This window comes from Marinobacter piscis (assembly GCF_007671655.1).
Taxonomy (GTDB): domain Bacteria; phylum Pseudomonadota; class Gammaproteobacteria; order Pseudomonadales; family Oleiphilaceae; genus Marinobacter; species Marinobacter piscensis.
Genome location: NZ_VCGX01000004.1, coordinates 83,402 through 99,600 on the forward strand (window position 1 = coordinate 83,402; position 16,199 = coordinate 99,600).

The following is a 16,199-nucleotide window of genomic DNA, read 5'->3' on the forward strand; positions in this document are numbered from 1 at the left end:
ATGAATCAGATGATAAAGGGACTGAACCTGCTGTCAACCATTTTTAACAATTCGGTTAACAGCACTAAAACCAAAGGACTCTGTGTCGGATGCCTGAGTTCCTGTGCCAGCAATGGTCTGTGCGACCCCTGCCAGGCAGACCTGCCGGTTAACCATTACCACTGCCGCTGCTGCGCCCTGCCCATGGCTATCCCCGGAGCCGGCTCAGTGTGCGGGGACTGCCTTGCGTCGCCCCCGGCTTTTAACCGCGCGCTTATTCCCTGGCGTTACCAGTACCCTGTCAGCACCATGATTGGCCGCTACAAATACAGCCAGCAACGCAAGTTTGCGCGACCGCTGATTGCAGGCTTTGCGGACTATCTGGCTGGTGTGTATGAAGGCTCGGATAAAGATAAGCCACAGCTACTGATTCCCTCCCCTATGCTTGCGACCCGGCGGCGAAAGCGCGGATTTAATCAGGCCGCGGACATCGCCGAACACCTGGGCAAGGCTCTGGATATTCCTGTGAGTACAGGTGTAGTACGGCGGGTGCGATCGGCTCAGGCACAGCGGGGGCTTAACCGGAAGGCAAGGCTGGCTAACCTGCGCGATGTATTCAAAGTGTGCGGAAACGTGCCCGAACGCGTCGCCATCGTGGACGATGTGGTTACAACCGGGGCCACGGTGCGAATGCTTGCTCAGGCACTACAGAGCGCAGGTGCCCGGGATATTCAGGTCTGGGCTCTGGCGCGTACACCGGGCTGACCGGCCAGGTTTCTCAGGAGAGTTTTTCGTGGACCAGCCCGGCGATGGCCAGACAGGCCGTCAGCCCGGGGGATTCTATGCCGAACAGATTCACCAGCCCCGGCACACCATGGTCTTCCGGCCCATCAATCCGGAAGTCGAAAAAACCGCCTTCTGCATTTTTCAGTTTCGGCCGGATACCGGCATAAGCCGGCTGCAGCCGCAGAGGGTCCAGGTCTGGCCACCACTGACGGACGGCCGCGGCAAATGCCCGCGCGCGCCCGGCATCTATCTGATAATCCTCGCGGCTGATCCATTCAACATCCGGCCCAAAACGCGCCTGCCCGGCCAGATCCAGGGTGAGATGTATCCCCAGCCCTCCGGGCTCGGGGACCGGATAAACCAGGTTGCGAAACGGGTGCCGACCGCTGTAACTGAAGTAAACCCCACGGGCGAACCACTGTGTTGGTTTCTGATCCCGGGGCAACCCTTCCCAGTGCTCTGTCAGCGGGACGGCACCCAGCCCCGCGGCGTTCACCAGGGTCCGTGCTTCAAGGGTACAGGGCGCTGCGCCTGCAACCTGTAACAGGTGCAATTCTCCGCTCGATTGCACCTGCACCACTGGCGACCGCCGCACCAGCACACCACCGGCGTCTTCCAGCTCCCCCAGTAAGGCGAGCATCAGCCCGTGGGTGTCCAGTATGCCTGTGTCCGGGGACCAGAGACCTGCCCGGGCCTGTACACCGGGCAAATGTCGGGCAAGGGTCTTGCTGTCTGCCTGCGTCAGGACGACACCATTGGCGGCTGCACGCCGGTACGTGCTTTCAAGTTTCTCGATTTGTGACTCGTCAGTGGCGACGACCCATTTACCACACCGGCGATGCTCTACTTTGCGGCTGTTGCAGTATTCATACAACTGCCTGCGCCCGGCCACGCACAGGCGCGCTTTCAGAGAGTTTTCCGGATAATATATACCGGCATGGATAACTTCACTGTTACGCGAGGAAATGCCTTCGCCAAAATGCTCCCCGGCCTCCAGCACAATCACGTCGCGGCCGGCCCGGGCAAGGGTCCGTGCCACCGCAAGCCCGATGACGCCGGCTCCGATTACAACGGCATCCACTGTCAGTCGATCATTTGTCACGAATTCAACCTGCTTTCTGTTATCTGCCGGTAAAAACGTACAATACCCCAATCCCGGAGTGGCAAGAAGCCTTAGAAACACCGGCTCCGCATTACGGGAGCCCGGGCAAGCAGGTATACTTGGGCCTGACATTTAACAGCCTGGCTGCGCTTTATGACCAACGTTTCAGCTCACCCTTACGATGCACTGACACCGGATGTGATACTCGATGCCATGGAAGCGGCTGGCTTTGCGGTAAGTGGTCGCCTGTTTGCTCTCAACAGTTATGAAAATCGAGTGTACCAGGTGGGGCTCGACGAAGGCCCCCCGGTGATTACCAAGTTCTATCGCCCGGGGCGCTGGAGTGAGGCACAGGTCCGTGAGGAGCATGAGTTTACCCTGGAGCTGCTGGCGGCAGACATTCCTGTTGTTGCACCTCTGGTTATGCCCTCGGGAGACACCCTCGGCACCCATGGCGGTTTTATGTTTGCCGTTTTCAATCAGCGAGGGGGACAGGCACCGGATACCAGTGTTACCGATACGCTGTACCGGCTGGGCCAGTGGCTGGGACAAATCCATAACCTTGGCGCGCGCAAGCCGTTTCAGCACCGGGTTGCACTGTCGCCTCTGGAAGGCATTGAGGCAAGCAATAACCTGTTGCTGGAAGGCGACTGGATTCCTCAGGATCTGCGACCCGCCTGGGACAGCCTGATTCCGGATCTGATCAGTCATTGCCAGGCGCGCATGGAAGACGCCGGCGAATTTACAACCCTGCGCCTGCACGGTGACTGTCACGCAGGGAATATACTGTGCCGGGAAGAGCAGATGCTGTTTGTGGACCTGGACGACTGTCGTACCGGGCCTGCGATTCAGGATATGTGGCTGCTGCTGAACGGAGATGACCATGAACGGGGTGCCCAGCTGGGTGAGTTGCTGGAAGGCTATGAAATGTTCCGGGACTTCAATCGTCGGGAACGGCACCTGATTGAGCCCCTGCGCTGCTACCGTCAGCTCAGCCACTGTGCCTGGCTGGCCAGGCGCTGGGATGATCCGGCGTTCCCGCGTTTTTTCCCGTGGTTTGCCCAGCCGCGATTCTGGTCAGACCAGATACTATCCCTGAGAGAACAACTGGGCGCCCTGCAGGCCCCTTCGATTACACTGCCCGGTCAGTACTGATTTTTCACTCACGCTCAAAACGAGGTAGGCAATGAGCCAGAACGAGGCCCGCTACACTGTTCGCAGTCTGTTGATCACCGCCCTGGTTGCCATTATCGGCACGGTTGTGGTGCTGGAACTGAATGGCAATATTCGTCACTCAGACAACAAGGATCATGTGCCTGTGGGCGACTTCAAGGCGATTCATGTCACCCCGGGGGAGACCTTCCGGATGTCGCAGAAAGCCTCCGAGCTGCACGCCGCCTGTGAAAACGGTTACCTGGCCATTGCAGCGGATACAGACCCGTCATTCCGTGGCGTTCTGGTGGATTACAAGAACCGGGGCGTGCGTTGCTACCGGCCCTCTCCGACGGCCCCGTCGGCTGTGCCCCAGCCCGAAGCCCCACAACAGGAATCCGGCTATGAGTGAGTCTGATCGTTCCAAAGAACCTGTCACCGACCGGCTGTTCGCCACTGAGCGGCAACCGGAAGACTTTCGCTTTGATGCGGCCGTGGCGCGCGTGTTCCCGGATATGATCCGGCGTTCGGTGCCGGGTTACACCACCATTATTCCGATGATTGAAGTGATCACTGAGCAGTATGCCCAGCCGGGCTCCAACTGCTACGACCTGGGCTGCTCCCTGGGCGCCTCTACTCTCGCGATGCGCCACGGCATTCCCTACGATGACTGTTCTCTGGCCGGCATTGATAACTCGGCGGCCATGATCGAGCGCTGTCAGCACTACATTGCTCTGGACGATCACCCCTTACCCGTCAGCCTGCGCTGTGAAGACATTCAGCAAACCCCGCTCGCAAATGCATCGGTTACCACCCTGAATTTCACACTGCAGTTCGTGCCACCGGAAGCCCGCAGCCACCTGTTAACACGTATCGCCGGGGCCACCCGGCCCGGGGGCGTTCTGATTCTGTCGGAAAAAATCCGTTTTGAGTCGGAGGATGAACAGGCCACCCAGACTCGACTCCACCACGAGTTCAAGCGTGCCAACGGCTACTCTGACCTGGAAATCAGTCAGAAGCGCAGCGCCATCGAACAGGTGCTGATTCCGGAAACACTGGAGGCCCACAAGCAACGCCTGAAAGCGGCCGGCTTTGAGCGCGTACTGGTGTGGTACCAGTGCTTCAATTTCGTATCCATGCTGGCTATCAAGGCCGGGTGAGCAAACCGGGGAGATTACCGTAATAATGGCGTATTTTGACTGGCGAACCTGCTTCGGACGGCTACTCACGGAGCTGGAAGACTCTGGCCAGAGCAGCTGGGCACACACCCTGAGAGCCCAGCTGGCCCACCGTTTTGAGGATAACCCCCACGGCGACCTCAGCCGCTGGCAGGAGGCGCTGAACAGCCTGCCGGACGTGCCCGGAGCCGTGGCGGACCTGAACCGCTCAGCTGTCACTGTTACCTCCCCCAATGACCTGGGCACCCACCAGCTGCAGGCGCTTGAACACGGGCTTCGGGGTCTGATGCCCTGGCGCAAGGGCCCCTTTGATTTTTTCGGTACCCATATTGATACCGAATGGCGTTCTGACTGGAAATGGGACCGGGTTGTGCCCCACCTTGCTGATCTTACCGGCCGGCGCATTCTGGATGTCGGTTGTGGTTCCGGGTATCACTGCTGGCGCATGCTGGGAGCGGGTGCCCGGCGGGTGACAGGCATTGATCCCGGGCTGTTGTTCCTGTTCCAGTTTCTGAGCGTAAAGCGGTATCTGGACGAGGCGCCGATCGACCTTTTGCCCATTCGTGTTGAAGACTTGCCGGACGGACTGGAATGCTTCGACACCACCTTCTCCATGGGTGTTCTGTATCACCGCCGGTCCCCTCTGGACCACTTGCTGGAACTGAAGTCCACACTGCGCCGGGGTGGTGAGCTGGTACTGGAAACCCTGGTGGTTGATGGCCCGGAGGGCTACAGCCTGATGCCGGAAAACCGTTACGGGCAGATGCGTAACGTATGGTTTTTACCCAGCTGCGATACGCTGCTGCGGTGGCTGGACCGCACCGGGTTCCGCAACGCCCGGGTGGTGGATGTGTCCGCCACCACAACAAGCGAGCAGCGCCGGACCGACTGGATGCGGTTCAACTCCCTGGAAGATTTTCTGGACCCGGAAGACCCCTCCCGAACCATTGAAGGCTACCCGGGCCCCGTACGTGCCACACTGATTGCGGAAAAACCCTGAGCACAAAAAAACCGCCGTGCCGATGACGGCAGGGCGGTTTCTGAAACGCTTACCGGTCAGCCACCAAAGGGGTGACGCAGGGTAATGGTTTCAACCCGGTCCGGGCCGGTGGAGATAATGTCGATTGGCGCCTCAATCTGCTCTTCCAGAAACTGGATATAGGCTCTGGCGTTTTCCGGCAGCTGCTCCAGGGTGGTCAGCCCGAAGGTGCTTTCGCTCCAGCCCGGCAGTTCTGCGTAAACCGGCACAATGTCTTTATAGCTTTCACAGCCGATTGGCGGGCGGTTGATTTCACCCTCGGGGGTTTTGTAACCCACACAGACTTTGACGGTTTCCATGCCGTCAAGCACATCCAGCTTTGTCAGGCAGATCCCGGACACACTGTTGATCTGGATGGCATGGCGCAGAGCAACTGCGTCAAACCAGCCACAGCGACGGGAACGGCCGGTGGTGGTACCCACCTCATTGCCTTTTATCGCCAGTCGCTCACCCACTTCGTCGTGAAGTTCTGTAGGGAACGGCCCGGCACCGACGCGGGTGGTATAGGCCTTGGTGATGCCCAGCACATAGTCCAGGTACAGAGGTCCAAAGCCGGAACCTGTGGCGGTACCACCGGCTGTGGTATTGGAGGACGTGACATACGGGTAGGTTCCCAGGTCTATATCCAGCAAAGACCCCTGGGCACCCTCGAACATGATGTCGTCACCACGCTTGCGGAAATCGTGGAGCAGGTCTGTGACATCGGCCGCCATGGGCAGAATTTCCTCGCCCATCTGCTTCAGTTCTTCCAGGGCTGCATCTATATCTTCTGCCTCTTCCCCGAAATACTGGGTCAGCACGAAGTTGTGGTACGTCATGATCTCCCGGAGCTTTTCCTCAAACTCCCGCGGGTTATGCAGATCCCCGAGGCGGATCCCGCGACGCGATACCTTGTCTTCGTACGCCGGACCTATACCCCGCCCGGTGGTGCCAATCTTGTCCAGGCCTCTGGCGTGCTCACGGGCCTGGTCGATGCGCACGTGCGTACGCAGAATGATCGGGCAGGCGAGACTGATGTGCAGCCGGTCACGCACCGCCACCCCGGAGGCCTCCAGGCCACGGACTTCTTTGAGCAGGGCTTCCGGTGACAATACAACGCCGTTGCCGATCAGGCACTGGACGTCCTCACGGAGAATGCCGGACGGTATCAGGTGCAGGGCGGTTGTCTTGCCGTCGATAACCAGGGTATGACCGGCGTTATGCCCTCCCTGAAAACGAACCACTGCAGCGACGTTTTCTGTCAGCAGATCGACGATCTTGCCCTTGCCCTCATCACCCCACTGGGTGCCCAGCACAACAACGTTTTTACCCATGATTCTCTCTCAATGCGCACCACTGAACTGTGCGTCTCGCTAATTTAGCCAATGTACTTTTATGTGCCCGTTGCAGCCTGCCGATATCAGCTCAGCGGCTGAACGACCCAACGATCACCCTGTTTTACCAGCTTACGGTCGCATCCCCGTGCAGACGGGTCTGCGTTACTGTCTTCCGGCAATGCCCGGACAACTGTGTCTGTCTGCCGAAGGCTGGTGATTGCTTCCTCCAGTGCCGGATCCTCGTCTGCCGGTGCCCAGACTGCGCTTGCAGAACCTGCCGGGCGCTCACCCAGCGCTACCAGAGCTCTGATATCCAGGCTGAAGCCAGTGGCGGGACGGGAGCGGCCAAAATCGCTGCCGATGGCATCGTAACGGCCACCCTTGGCAACCGAGTCGCCATGGCCGGGCACATAAGCCGCAAACACCACACCTGTGTGGTAGCTATAGCCACGGAGTTCACAGAAATCGAACCCGTAACTTATGTTCGGGTAGCCCTGCTCAAGCATATCTGCAATCCGGCCCAGCTGATCCAGAGCCGCGCTCAGGTTGTCAGAGCCGCCCTGCAGTATGGTCCGGGCCTCATCCAGTGCCTCCGGACCACCGCTCACCCGGGCAAGTTCACGCAGGCGCGCACCTGCTGAGCCGGCAGCGCAGTGTCCGAGCAGTTTGTCCAGTTCCGGCCCGGACTTGCGTCCCATGGCATCAAAGATAGCGGCGCTGGTATCGCGATCAAACCCGGCTTCATCAATCAGGGTTTCATAGATGGCGACGTGGGCAAGATCCAGATGCACCTCTGGCAGACCGGCTACACGGAGCGTCTCCAGCATCAGGTTGATGATTTCCAGATCAGCCGCTTCCGAAGCGCTGCCGAACAGCTCACACCCTGCCTGCACGGGCGTGCGCCCGGTCAGCATATGTTTTGGGCGGGTGTGCAGGATATGCCCGGCGTAACACAGGCGGGTAACACCCTCCTGGCCCAGTGTGTGGGCGTCAATGCGCGCAGCCTGGGGGGTCATATCCGCCCGGACCCCCATCATGCGCCCGGTCAGCTGGTCGGTCAGCTTGAACGTCTGCAACTGCAGATTGTGGCCGGTGCCGGTAAACAGGGATTCCAGATATTCAATAAGCGGTGGGATTACCAGCTGGTAGCCCCAGCGCTGGCAGGTATCCATTACATCCCGGCGCAGGGACTCTATCTGCCCGGCCAGAGGTGGCAGGGTATCCTCCACTCCGTCCGGCAGTAACCAGCGATCAGATACTGTCATGAGATTCCGTATGCAGTGTTTTTTTGGGTGACGTCCGGGGGGAAGAAAACCCGAACCAAAACCTGTGGGATTTTACACTGTTGGCGCTCACAAAAAAACCGGAATACCTGAGTACTCCGGTTTTTCCGGTACGCCTGGTGCGTTTTAGCTTCCGCCTTTCGGGTCCGTAAGGAATTTCATGAATTCGCTTTCGGAGTCAATCACCATTATGTCGTCTTTGGTTGCGAAGGTATTCCGGTACGCCTGCAGACTGCGGTAGAAGCTGTAAAACTCTGAGTCAGTTCCATAGGCTTCGGCGTAAATCCGCGCCGCTTCACCATCACCCTCACCCCGGGTTGTTTCCGACGCAGCGAAAGCTTCCGCCAGGGTAACCGTTTTCTGACGATCGGCATCAGCACGAATCCCCTCTGCAAGTTCTCGACCGCGGGAGCGGAACTCCTGAGCCAGCTTTTCACGTTCGGTCGCCATCCGGCGATAGACGTTCTCACTGACCTGGCCGGGAAGCTCGATCGCTTTCACCCGGATGTCCAGGACCCGGATGCCGAACTCATCAACCGAGGTTTCGTTAACCCGATCACGCAGGGTGTGCATCAGCTCATCACGCTGGCCGGAAACCACCTCGTGCATGGTGCGGACACCAAATTCGTCACGCAGGCCGTTGTCCACGCGGGACAGCATCAGCGACTGAGCACGGAATTCGTCGCCACCTGTGGCCCGGTAGAACTGGTCCACATCCTGAATCTGCCAGGCAATGTAGGAATCCACATCCAGCGGCTTCTTTTCAACGGTCAGGTACTGCCTCGAAGGCAGGTCCATCGTCAGCACCCGGATATCAAATTCCCGCACCTGGTCGATCACAGGCACCTTGAAATGTATGCCCGCTTCGATGTCGGTCTCAACTAACTCACCAAACCTCAGCATAACGCCACGATGCGTTTCCGGGATAATAAATACACTTGATAACACCAGCAGGACAACGATGAGGGCGCCTGCAAGGCCCACGACACCTTTAGGTCCCATGATTATCTGCTCCTCCGTACATTAATGTCCTGTCTGGTTCGCAGTTCCTGAAGTACCTGGTCGGTCACCGACTGAATGTCCATCTGTCCGCTGCTGCCAGAGGACTGGCTGCCACTGCGGGGCAGTGCATTCTGGGTGAGACGATCCAGTGGCAGATACATCATATTGCCACTGCTTTCGGTATCCACAAGAATCTTGCTGCTGTTGGACAGCACGGTTTCAAGTGTCTGCAGATACATGCGCTCACGCGTAACTCCCGGCGCCTGCTGATACACAGCCAGCAATTCGCGGAACCGGGCCGTTTCACCACGGGCACGTTCAATCACTTCCTGTTTGTAGGCATTGGCTTCTTCGATCATGCGCTGTGCCTGACCGCGAGCCTCGGGAACCACCTTGTTGCGGTAGGTTTCGGCCTCTTCTTTCACACGCTGCTCATCTTCACGGGCGCGCTGAACTTCACGGAATGCATCCTGAACAGCCGGGGGCGGCTGGGTGCTTTCCACGTTCACACGTACAATCTGCAGCCCGGTGCCATATTCCTCGAGGAAACTCTGCAGACGCTGCTCAACACGAACGGCCAGCTCGGCACGACCTTCTGTGAGCACATCGTCCAGCGAAGAGCTACCTACCTCATGGCGCAGTGCACTGTCGGTTGCAAAGGCCAGCGCCTGATTCGAGTCGCGGACGTTCAATACGTATGCCTGCGCATCGCCCACGCGGTACTGCACCTGCAGATCAACGGTCACCAGGTTTTCATCCTGGGTCAGCATCTGCCCACTGGACTTGGCGGTTCGTACGTTGGTTACACCAACCTTGGAGACGTCATCAATCAGAGGCACTTTGAACCTCAGGCCGGGGTTTTCGGTCCTGGAGTATTCGCCAAAGCGCAGAACAACCGCGCGTTGCTGTTCGTCGACTGTGTAGAACGACTGGAAAGCGACATACCCGACAACCAGAATGGCGGCCAGCGCAAGAATGGCACCAAAACCGCCGGCGCTGCCAGAACCACCGCCGCCGCTGCCCGGCTTCTTACCTTTGCCTCCCAGCATCTTGTTCAGTTTTTCGAGGCCTTTTTTCAGTGCCTCATCAAGATCAGGTGGCCCCTGATCATTGCCGCGACGACCACCACCGGTTCCCCAGGGATCGTTATCGTTGCGGTTTCCACCCGGTTCATTCCAGGCCATAGTCCTCTCCGTTCCTAATATATCGAATGGCTGCAAATACTAGGGATTTATCAACGCCCCGGCAATAGCTATAGCCTTTTTTCAGGTTTGTCGTGTGTCCAGTCGCACCGACTCTTCGCTCACACCTGCACGACTCAGAAGCTGCTGCCAGTCCCGCTGCTGCAATCGGGTTTCTATTACCGTTTCCCCGGTATCTCGGTGCTCTTCACTAAGCACTGAGCCTGCCTCATGCAGGAGTGCGCGGAGCTTGCCATCAGCCGGACCGAGCAGAACAAAGTGGTGAACCACATCCTCCGCCAGCCGCTCGACAATGGCGTCGTACAACCCATCCAGCCCCTCTCCGGTCACCGCTGATACCCAGGCACGCACAGGCACCCCGTCTTCATTGCGGTCGACCCTGGGGGCAAAATCATCGAGCAGATCAATTTTATTGAACACCTGCAGCACAGGTATCTCATCGGCGCCAATTTCCGCCAGCACCTCTTCAACCTGTTCAATGTTTTCGTCACGGCGACTGTCTTCACTGTCGACTATGTGCAGCAGCAGGGTTGCATCCGTGGTTTCTTCCAGCGTTGCCCGGAAGGCCTCCACAAGCTTATGGGGGAGATGACGGATAAAGCCCACCGTATCGGCCATTACGACCGGGCCGACGTCCGGAAGTTCCAGACGCCGGATGGTCGGGTCCAGCGTGGCGAACAGTTTGTCTGCGGCGTATACCGAAGAGGTGGTAATACGGTTAAACAGAGTGGATTTGCCGGCGTTGGTGTACCCCACCAGCGATACTGTGGGTATGTCTGCGCGCTTACGGGCACGGCGCCCCTGGCTGCGCTGCCGGCGTACCTTTTCAAGGCGTTTATTGATCGACTTGATCCGGGCACGCAGCAGCCGGCGGTCGGTTTCCAGCTGGGTTTCACCCGGGCCACGCAGCCCTATGCCCCCGGCCTGTCGTTCCAGGTGGGTCCAGCCCCGGACCAGGCGTGTGGCCATATGCTCCAGCTGAGCCAGCTCTACCTGCAGCTTACCTTCATGGGTCCGGGCCCGCTGGGCAAAAATGTCCAGAATAACACCGGTCCGATCCAGCACCCGGCACTTGAGCTCCTGCTCAATGTTGCGCTCCTGGCTGGGGCTGAGAGCGTGATTGAAAAGAACCACGTCAGCCTCATAAAGCGTTATCGCCTCGCGGACCTCTTCAAGCTTGCCTTCCCCCACAAACAATCGCGGGCTGGGTTGCTTGCGGGTTCCGGTTACGCTTCCGACAGCTTCAACTCCGGCAGACGTTACGAGTTCGCGAAACTCACCCGGGTCTTCCGAGCCATCATGAGACGTAAAGTCAATATGGACAAGGATCGCTCGTTCACCAACATCTGGGCGCTCAAACAATGGGTATCAACTCCACAGCAATCTGTTTACTAAAGTCATAAAAACAAACACCCGCGGCCATCAGAACCGTATGGTCCCTCAGGTGCGCGGGTGACAGACACGACCGGGATCCCGGCCGGAATCATTCTTCAGTCTCACCCTCGTCTGCGGGATTCTGCTGTGGAATGCGGACATTTCTGGCCGGCACAACGGTGGAGATTGCGTGCTTGTAAACCATCTGGCTGACCGTATTCTTCAGTAAAATCACAAACTGGTCAAAAGACTCTACCTGTCCTTGCAACTTGATACCATTAACCAGAAAGATAGATACCGGAATGCGCTCTTTGCGCAGGGCGTTAAGGTAAGGGTCTTGTAGTGAATGCCCTTTTGACATGGGTGTTCTCCTGTTTTTTAATAAATGCAGATCGTCAGTATTCAGAGCTAAATGTGGTGTGGTGTCCGGCTTTTTTCAAGGCAGCATCAACGATAAAATCGTCGCTGCTGTCCAGCCAGTGAACATCAGACCACTTCCTGAGCCATGTAAGCTGCCGTTTGGCAAGCTGACGGGTCGCTGCCACTCCCTTACTTACAAATGTGTCATAATCGTCTTTACCGGCCAGATAACTCCAGGCCTGACGGTAACCGACACAGCGCATGGAAGGGAGCCCCGGGTGTAGATCGCCCCGGGCCATCAGTGCCCGGACCTCATCAAGAAACCCCGCCTCCAGCATACTCAGAAAACGCTGATGTATTCTCGAGTGAAGTTCTTTCCGCTCCGGGGGCGCCATAGCTAACTGCGCGACAGTATACGGAAGCGATAAAGTTTCGTCTGCCTGCCACCGGGTAAAATAGGTGTAATCCTCGACACCCTCCACATCTCCACGTGTTCGCGCCTGCTGCATCCTGAGGCTGCCCTCTGCCTCCCAGAAGGCGGATATAGGCCTGCCGGTCAGGCGCAGAACCTCCAGAGCCCGTAACAAACGCTGGTGGTTGTTGGGGTGTATCAGTTTGGCAGCCACAGGGTCAGCCGCCTGGAGCTCGTCATACAGGGCAAGCCACCCATGCTGCTCTGCCTCTGTCTCGAGGGCTCTGCGTACCTGCGGGTCTGCCGAAGGCAGGCCCGACATTCCATGCAACAGAGCTTTGAAGTACATCATGGTTCCGCCCACCAGCAGGGGAATGCGACCGGCGGCCGTAATCTGTGCCATTTCTGTCAGCGCATCCCGGCGGAAATCCGCGGCGGAATACGTTTCAGCCGGGTCGCAGATATCGATCAGCCGGTGAGGCGCCCGGGCCAGCTCCTCTGCAGTTGGCTTGGCGGTGCCTATATCCATGCCCCGGTAAATCATCGCCGAGTCGACGCTGATGATGTCACAGGGCAGGCGTTCACAAAGGGCGATGGCCAGATCGGTTTTGCCGGAGGCTGTGGGCCCCATGAGAAAGATGGCTGGTGGTTTTACCGCCTGACCCGTCTCCGCTGTCACCTCAACGCCCCCGCAGAAACAGCTTGTCCAGCTCTGCCAGGGTAACCAGGGTCCAGGTCGGACGCCCGTGGTTGCACTGGCCGCTGCGCTCGGTGGCTTCCATGTCCCGCAGAAGGGAGTTCATTTCCGGTATGGTGAGCTGGTGGTTGGCACGCACGGAACCGTGGCAGGCCATGGTCCCCAGTAGCTCGTGGGTAACCGCCTCTACCCGGTCACTCTGACCATGCTCTATAAGATCAGAAAGTACATCTCTGACCAGTTGTTCTGTGTCTGCCCCTCGCAGTAACGCGGGCATCTGCCGTACCGCCAGTGTTTCCGGCCCGATGCGCTCCACCTGGAGCCCAAGCTGCTGCAACTCATCACCATGGGTCTCAGCCAGCGCAGCCTCTTTCTGGCTGACCGCCAGTGACACAGGCACCAGCAAGGGCTGGCTTTTCAGATCCTGCTCTGCCAGCGCCAGCTTCATGCGCTCGTAGGTAATGCGTTCATGGGCCGCGTGCATATCCACCACAATCATGCCGGCACTGGTCTGGGCAAGAATATAAATGCCGTGCAGCTGAGCAATTGCGTAGCCCAGAGGCGGCTCCTCACTGCCGCCCGCAACCGGGGCGGGCCCGGGCTGTGCTTCCGGCATGGCTCCCGCTGCCGTGCCAGGAAACGCTGCCGGCTCCTGCTGAGTAGCGACACCCCCGCCTCCCAGGGACTGATAAAAAGCCATCTGATCACTGGCCCGCCACTCCTGTTGCGGTACTGGCTGCCCACTGAAACCATCGGCTGCCCTGTCATCCCCTGATGGCGGCATTGCAGGCTGGCCATTCCAGGGCTGGAGCTGATGCACCGGCTGACCTGTCCCGGCCGCCGGCACCTCGCCGGGCGCAGAAGCTTCCCGGTCAAAGGACTGAGCGACGGCGCCCCGGAAATGGTCATCCGGGCGCACATCGGCAAGGGCTTTATGCAGGGTACGGAAGATAAAATCATGCACCAGCCGGCCATCGCGAAAGCGTACTTCATGCTTGGTCGGATGCACGTTTACATCAACGTTGGCCGGGTCTACTTCAAGATAAAGAACAAATGCCGGGTGCCGGTTGTTATACAGTACATCCCGGTACGCCTGGCGCACCGCATGGGCAACCAGCCGGTCGCGAATGACCCGGCCGTTCACAAAGAAATACTGCAGATCTGCCTGGCTGCGGGAGAAGGTGGGCAGGGCTACCCAGCCCCACAGGCGCAAACCTGTGGCTTCCGCATCAATGACCACCGCATTGTCGATAAACTTCTGCCCGCACAGGGATCCGATGCGACGTTCCTTGTCCAGTGCAGAGGTGGCTGGCCGAAGGTTTTGCACCACTTTCTGGTTGTGGCGCAGAGTAAAACCTGTATCGAAACGGCTGAGGGCCTGTCGCCGTATGTTTTCTTCCAGGTGGTTGAATTCGGTTTTTTCGGTTCGCAGAAACTTGCGCCGTGCCGGCGTATTAAAAAACAGATCCCGCACTTCCACTGTCGTGCCTACAGGGTGCGCCGCAGGCGTGATCCGGGCATCCATATCACGGCCTTCTGCCTCTACCCGGGACGCAGCTTCCTGGTCTTCTGTGCGCGAGGTCAGTGTCAGTCGCGAAACCGAGCTGATACTGGCGAGCGCCTCCCCCCTGAAGCCAAGGGAGGCGACCGCCTCCAGATCATCAAGGCTGGCAATTTTGCTGGTGGCATGACGGCTCAGGGCCAGTGGCAGATCGCCTTCTGCAATGCCACTACCGTCATCACGCACCCGAATCAGCTTTACGCCACCCTGCTCTACTTCCACATCGACACGGCGGGCGCCCGCATCAAGGGCGTTCTCAACCAGTTCTTTCACAATGGATGCAGGGCGCTCAACTACCTCGCCCGCGGCTATCTGGTTTGCCAGCCGCGGCGAGAGCAATCGGATGGTGGGCATGTGTCGGGGTTACCTCTTGGTCAGGATGAGGGGATACGAATCGTCTGCCCTACCATAACACGGTCATCCCTCAGGTCGTTAAACTGCATCAGTTCACTGACGGAGGTCTGATTTTTTCGTGCCACACCTGAAAGCGTATCGCCCCGGCGCACTTTATACTGGCTTATCCGGCTTCCGTCCTGGCGATTGCGTTTCTGCCAGGCCAGCAATGTCCCCGGCGGCGGGGTTTTCCGAAAATATTCATCAATTCCCTGCATGATGGCGCCCGCCAGTTTACGGCGGTACCAGTCGGTCGCCAGGTTTTTCTCTTCCTGGGGGTTGGAAATAAACCCGGCCTCTACGAGGATGGACGGAATATCCGGCGACTTGAGCACCGCAAACGCTGCCTGCTCCACACCGGATTTGTGCAGCCGGGCCACCCCGCCAAGCTCACCCAGCACACTGCTTCCAACACCCAGGCTGGCATTAATACTGGCGGTCATGGACAGATCAAGCAACACGCCTGCCAGCATGTCATCCCGTCCGTCCAGAGACAGTCCGCCGGTGCCGCCGATCAGGTCTGAGCGGTTTTCAGTTTTCGCCAGCCAGCGAGCGGTTTCACTGGTGGCACCACGCTGGGAAAGTGCAAATACCGATGCGCCCTTGGGTTGCGGAGTACGGAAGGCGTCTGCATGCACAGACACAAACAGATCCGCATTGTATTTGCGGGCCAGGATCGTACGGTTTCGCAGGCCGATATAATAATCACCGGTGCGGGTGAGTTTGGCCGTATAGCCCTGCTTTTTGTCGATCATATCCTTAAGAATATGCGCCATTTTCAGGACAACGTCTTTCTCCCGGGTTCCCCTTGGGCCAATTGCCCCCGGGTCCTCACCGCCGTGGCCGGCATCAATCACAACGATAACGTCCCGCTTGCCGTCCGAGTCATGGGTGACTGTCGGCCTGGCTGCCTTGTCCAGGCGACCGCCATCCTCGTCAATCATGTCCACCACCAGGCGATGGCCATACTGCTGATTGGGCTTGAGCTGGAAACTCCGGGGCTTAATGCTGCTGGCAAGATCCAGAACCACCCTCAGGTCAGAACCGTTGCGCGGGGCGCTGCGGATTCGTTGCACCGGGCTGCCGGATAAATCGATTTTGCTGAAATCGGTTTTCAGCCGGGTGTCTTTGAGGTCAATCACCAGACGCGAAGGATTGCTCAGTGCAAACATCTTGTGCTCCACCTCGCCTTCGGTGTCCAGCACCAGACGTGTGTGGTCCGGTGCCGGCCAGATCCGCACGCCCTCTACCTGAGTACCGGCTTGCGCTTGCATGACAGGTGCCAGCAGCCATGCAAGCGCCAGCACTGTTACAGCTTTGAGTGTCAGTTTATGTTTTTTCATACAGCGTGCCTATTCCTGGG

At 58.5% G+C, this 16,199-nt stretch carries 15 protein-coding genes; 5 read left to right on the top strand and 10 right to left on the bottom strand.

All coding sequences use genetic code 11. The annotated features are described in order from the left end of the window. Positions 1 to 9: 9 nt before the first annotated feature. Positions 10 to 744, top strand: a complete 735-nt coding sequence (locus FFI95_RS13530; RefSeq protein ID WP_144823387.1) for a ComFC family protein — start codon at positions 10 to 12, stop codon at positions 742 to 744. Between the two features lie 13 nt (positions 745 to 757). Here FFI95_RS13530 and FFI95_RS13535 read toward each other — a convergent pair whose 3' ends face one another. Beyond that, the gene (locus tag FFI95_RS13535; protein ID WP_246069518.1) at positions 758 to 1,867 is read right to left on the bottom strand and encodes an NAD(P)/FAD-dependent oxidoreductase; all 1,110 of its coding nucleotides are present in this window, start codon (positions 1,865 to 1,867) and stop codon (positions 758 to 760) included. A gap of 153 nt (positions 1,868 to 2,020) precedes the next feature. Between FFI95_RS13535 and FFI95_RS13540 the strand changes: the two genes are divergently transcribed. The 4 genes from FFI95_RS13540 to cmoB are packed head-to-tail and all read left to right on the top strand — an operon-like array spanning position 2,021 to position 5,197. Further along, entirely contained in the window at positions 2,021 to 3,022 is a 1,002-nt protein-coding gene (locus tag FFI95_RS13540; RefSeq protein WP_144823390.1) for a serine/threonine protein kinase, read from the top strand. A gap of 31 nt (positions 3,023 to 3,053) precedes the next feature. Beyond that, positions 3,054 to 3,431 (top strand): PA3694 family proteiin, encoded by a 378-nt coding sequence (locus tag FFI95_RS13545; protein WP_144823392.1) that lies wholly within the window; start codon positions 3,054 to 3,056, stop codon positions 3,429 to 3,431. Next, the gene (cmoA, locus tag FFI95_RS13550) at positions 3,424 to 4,179 is read left to right on the top strand and encodes a carboxy-S-adenosyl-L-methionine synthase CmoA (protein WP_144823393.1); all 756 of its coding nucleotides are present in this window, start codon (positions 3,424 to 3,426) and stop codon (positions 4,177 to 4,179) included. Before FFI95_RS13545 ends, cmoA begins: the two co-directional genes overlap by 8 nt. Positions 4,180 to 4,204: 25 nt before the next feature. Further along, a complete protein-coding gene (gene cmoB, locus FFI95_RS13555; protein ID WP_144823395.1) occupies positions 4,205 to 5,197 on the top strand; it encodes a tRNA 5-methoxyuridine(34)/uridine 5-oxyacetic acid(34) synthase CmoB in 993 nt (330 codons plus the stop codon). Positions 5,198 to 5,253: 56 nt separating this feature from the next. On the opposite strand, the gene FFI95_RS13560 is transcribed toward cmoB, so the two are convergent. The 9 genes from FFI95_RS13560 to FFI95_RS13600 form a co-directional block, all read right to left on the bottom strand. Next, positions 5,254 to 6,549 (bottom strand): adenylosuccinate synthase, encoded by a 1,296-nt coding sequence (locus FFI95_RS13560; protein WP_144823397.1) that lies wholly within the window; start codon positions 6,547 to 6,549, stop codon positions 5,254 to 5,256. Positions 6,550 to 6,635: 86 nt separating this feature from the next. Then, positions 6,636 to 7,817 (bottom strand): ATP phosphoribosyltransferase regulatory subunit, encoded by a 1,182-nt coding sequence (locus tag FFI95_RS13565; protein ID WP_144823398.1) that lies wholly within the window; start codon positions 7,815 to 7,817, stop codon positions 6,636 to 6,638. Positions 7,818 to 7,961: 144 nt separating this feature from the next. Then, complete coding sequence (hflC, locus tag FFI95_RS13570) at positions 7,962 to 8,837, bottom strand: protease modulator HflC (RefSeq protein WP_144823400.1); 876 nt, start codon at positions 8,835 to 8,837, stop codon at positions 7,962 to 7,964. Between the two features lie 2 nt (positions 8,838 to 8,839). Beyond that, positions 8,840 to 10,021 (bottom strand): FtsH protease activity modulator HflK, encoded by a 1,182-nt coding sequence (gene hflK / locus FFI95_RS13575; protein ID WP_144823402.1) that lies wholly within the window; start codon positions 10,019 to 10,021, stop codon positions 8,840 to 8,842. 81 nt (positions 10,022 to 10,102) lie between these two features. After that, a complete protein-coding gene (gene hflX / locus FFI95_RS13580; protein ID WP_144823404.1) occupies positions 10,103 to 11,401 on the bottom strand; it encodes a ribosome rescue GTPase HflX in 1,299 nt (432 codons plus the stop codon). A 121-nt stretch (positions 11,402 to 11,522) separates the two neighbouring features. Beyond that, the gene (gene hfq, locus FFI95_RS13585; RefSeq protein ID WP_144823406.1) at positions 11,523 to 11,774 is read right to left on the bottom strand and encodes an RNA chaperone Hfq; all 252 of its coding nucleotides are present in this window, start codon (positions 11,772 to 11,774) and stop codon (positions 11,523 to 11,525) included. 34 nt (positions 11,775 to 11,808) lie between these two features. Then, positions 11,809 to 12,816: a tRNA (adenosine(37)-N6)-dimethylallyltransferase MiaA gene (miaA, locus tag FFI95_RS13590; RefSeq protein ID WP_144823708.1), complete on the bottom strand. Its 1,008-nt coding sequence runs from the start codon at positions 12,814 to 12,816 to the stop codon at positions 11,809 to 11,811. A 49-nt stretch (positions 12,817 to 12,865) separates the two neighbouring features. Further along, positions 12,866 to 14,797: a DNA mismatch repair endonuclease MutL gene (mutL, locus tag FFI95_RS13595; protein ID WP_144823407.1), complete on the bottom strand. Its 1,932-nt coding sequence runs from the start codon at positions 14,795 to 14,797 to the stop codon at positions 12,866 to 12,868. 20 nt (positions 14,798 to 14,817) lie between these two features. Beyond that, positions 14,818 to 16,110, bottom strand: a complete 1,293-nt coding sequence (locus FFI95_RS13600) for an N-acetylmuramoyl-L-alanine amidase (protein WP_425463066.1) — start codon at positions 16,108 to 16,110, stop codon at positions 14,818 to 14,820. Between the last annotated feature and the right edge of the window lie 89 nt (positions 16,111 to 16,199).